The 2,701-nt window shown below is 61.8% G+C and carries 2 protein-coding genes; both read right to left on the minus strand.

Going from position 1 to position 2,701, the window contains the following annotated elements; genetic code table 11:
- Positions 1 to 201: 201 nt before the first annotated feature.
- Entirely contained in the window at positions 202 to 1,032 is an 831-nt protein-coding gene (locus AC07V9_RS29580; protein WP_495019163.1) for a DUF2242 domain-containing protein, read from the minus strand.
- A 140-nt stretch (positions 1,033 to 1,172) separates the two neighbouring features.
- Positions 1,173 to 2,438, minus strand: coding sequence for a 3-phosphoshikimate 1-carboxyvinyltransferase (gene aroA / locus AC07V9_RS29585; RefSeq protein WP_495019164.1), 1,266 nt, complete (start codon positions 2,436 to 2,438; stop codon positions 1,173 to 1,175).
- Positions 2,439 to 2,701 lie beyond the last annotated feature (263 nt).

Below are 2,701 nucleotides of genomic sequence, written 5' to 3' on the forward strand. Positions count from 1 at the left end.
CGCTGGCGGAGATTGGCTACCCGTATTGGGATGAGACGAATAACCCGGCGTATCGGTTGTTCCTCGGTTAACGCCGAACGTCCTCTGTGGGAGCGGATTCATTCGCGATCGGCCGGTATATCCGACACATTGGCGTCGGATATACGATTTTTCGCAAATGAATTCGCTCCCACAGGTTCCATGCAGCAACCGCAGCTTTCGTTACTGCGCCGCAGGGGCCTCTGGCGCAGGTTCGGCGGCCGGCGCAGCGGCTGGCGCTGGCGTCTCTGCGACAGGTGCTGCGGTTTCCGCCTTCAACGGCTCAGGCTCTGCTGGCGCAGGCATGGGCTCGCTGCCCTGATCGGCCGTGTTGCCTTGCGGGGTTGCCGGTGTCGCCAGGGCGGCCGGGGCTGGGGCAGGCGTTTCAGCCGGTTTCTGCTCGGCTTGCGCAGCCGCCTTGGCCGTCGGCTCAGGCATGCCCAGATCGGTCTTGGGTTTTTCTTCGATGTGGGCGGCTTTCTTCACCTCAGGCGGAAGGAAGTTTTCCACCAGCGCAAAGAAACGATCGTAAAACTTGGGCGACGCTACCGTCTCGCTGGCCACCTTCACCATCGAGTCATCGGTCGAACCGATCGGCATCGACACCGAACCCAGCACGCCAACACCCAGACTCGCCGAGTTGTTCACCTTCTTCAACGCATAGCGGTCCTGCAGGGCGTTGGCGAACATCGTCGCCTTGCCATCGGCACCACCATCGGCGGCGCAGACCACGTTGAAGCTGATCTCCATGTGGGTTTCGCCGGTCTGCTGAAAGCTCTTGTGACCGGCAATCATTTTCGGATCGCTGCTGGTAATGATGTAGCCCTGGCTCAGCAGCGCACGGCGGCCCGCTTCGCAGGTCGCGGCATCGGAAACGGGGTAGTTGCGAGAGAACGTCCCGGCATCGTCAAAGTTTTCATGTTCGTAGACCGTCTGCTTCTTCGACGAACAGCCTGCGGCGGCCAGCAGGACGAGCGCCCAGCATGCGGTACGAAAGCTCAGTAATTTAGACATCAAACATCCCGGGGAAAAGGTCGACAGAACAGTGGACCGGAGAAATCGCCGGTAAGTCTGCAACAAGGATCGATCTGGATCAACGCGCAGTGTGCAACCCTGTGGATGCATCGAGGTTTAACAGCCCTGCGCGCAGGGCATCAGACCTCGCCGCGCTCGGTTCGCACGCCCAGAAACTCCAGTGCGCGCCAGTAACCCGGATAGGTCTTGGCCACACATTCAGGATCCTGAATACGCACGCCGGACACCTTCAGACCCGCCAAAGCGAAACACATTGCAATCCGGTGGTCGGAATGAGTGTTGATCAATCCGGTGCTGCTGGTGCCCGCCAGGCCAGGATCGGCCGCGACCAGCAGATCATCGCCCTCGACGGTCGCCAGGCCCGCACGCACCTGATTCAGGCCATCGTGCAGCGCCTGAACGCGGTCACATTCCTTGACCCGCAAGTTGGCCAGATCGACAAAGCGCACGGGTGTTTCGTTGAAAGCCGCGAGCACGGCCAGCGTCGGAATCGCGTCCTGCATCTGCGAGCCGTTGATCACTGCCGGCATGCGAGGGAACTGCGCGATCATTTCCATGGCCTTGGCGTCAGGCTGGGTGAAGGCTTCGGCGGCCACGCCCAGGTCGATCTTGCCGGCGGTCAGCGCTTCGGCAGCCCACAGGTAGGTCGCGGCGGAGGCATCGGGTTCGATCTGGTAGTCGCAGGCGGTGTAACCGGTCGGCGACACACGCCACAGCGCGTCATCGACAACTTCGACCTCGGCACCGAAGGCGCGCATGCAGGCGATGGTCAGGTCGATGTAACCGCGGGCGCCGATTTCCTTGCCGGTGAGGGCCACTTCGATCGGCGCGGCGCCACAGGCTGCAACCATCAGCAAGGCTGAAACGTACTGGCTCGACAGGCCGCCGTCGATCTCAAAGCGCGTGGCCTTGATCGCGCCGCTGCCATGAATGACCACAGGCGGGCATCCAGTAGCGCTCTCGGCGCTCAGGCCGCCCTTGCGCAGGGATTCCAGCAGCGGGCCGATTGGGCGCTTCTGCATGTAATGGTCGCCATCCAGCGTAACAGTGCCGTTGACGGTGCACACCGCAGCGGTCAGAAAGCGCACCGCCGTGCCGGCATTGCCCAGGAACAACGGCCCTTCAGGAATTTGCAAGACGCCTGTGCTGGTGACCACGAAACTGGTGTCGTCCGGCTCGTCGATGGTCACACCCATCTGCCGCAGGGCATTGGACATGTGGCGGGTGTCGTCGCTTTTCAGCGCGCCGCGCAGGTGGCTGGTGCCCTTGGCCAGCGCTGCCAGCAGCAACGCGCGGTTGGTGATCGATTTGGAGCCAGGTGGCGCGACATGCCCCGTCAACGGTACACCCGGTGGGATCACAGTGATGGTTTGGTTCATGCCCATGGTCCAGCTCTCCAAAGTCGAAATCAGCGCTGCTTCAAACAAGCCGCCAATCATGGCATTTATCGCCCCGCCGTGCAGCATTGCATCGGCGGGACCTGATCGTTGACCAAATCGCAGGCACAAAAAAAGCGACCCTTAGGTCGCTCTCTTTGTCGCTTCAAGGAGTTCAAGGGCCTTGAAGCTATGTATGGCGCAGCGGACGGGACTCGAACCCGCGACCCCCGGCGTGACAGGCCGGTATTCTAACCGACTGAACTACCGCT

This window comes from Pseudomonas sp. GW821-FHT02A11 (assembly GCF_059421985.1).

What these genes read in the sequence shown, in the direction of transcription:
- aroA (WP_495019164.1), bottom strand. Translation starts at nt 2,438, where the DNA reads ATGGGCATGAACCAAACCATCACTGTGATCCCACCGGGTGTACCGTTG.
- AC07V9_RS29580 (WP_495019163.1), bottom strand. Translation starts at nt 1,032, where the DNA reads ATGTCTAAATTACTGAGCTTTCGTACCGCATGCTGGGCGCTCGTCCTG.